Raw genomic sequence first — 299 nt, 5'->3', positions numbered from 1 at the left:
TGAGTAGCTTAGTTTTGACCTCTACTCAGGTTAGATCATATGTAATATAAGTATCTAAAAGTTATGAGAACTCATGAATAATAACTACTCAAAACCTATAATAATTTATTGGATTAAATTATTGTGATCAGATACACAAAGTATATTAGGTCACAGCAACATTAAATAGTGATCCGATCCAAGCACTGAATAACATTGAGACAATTCCCCAAATCATAACCCGAACAGAACCTCTCCAGATACTTACAACGCCAGCATAACTCGCAAATGATCCCTTAATTCCGAGAGATAACACTCCA

1 pseudogene is annotated in these 299 nt (G+C 34.1%); it reads right to left on the bottom strand.

Features of this window, described 5'->3' with window-relative positions:
- Positions 1-145 precede the first annotated feature (145 nt).
- Positions 146-299 (bottom strand): annotated as a pseudogene (locus ACG9ZB_RS17030) (VIT family protein); the annotation flags it as partial.

Source organism: Acinetobacter johnsonii, from assembly GCF_048551975.1.
GTDB lineage: Bacteria > Pseudomonadota > Gammaproteobacteria > Pseudomonadales > Moraxellaceae > Acinetobacter > Acinetobacter johnsonii_A.
This window is presented reverse-complemented; position numbering and strand designations above follow the sequence as displayed.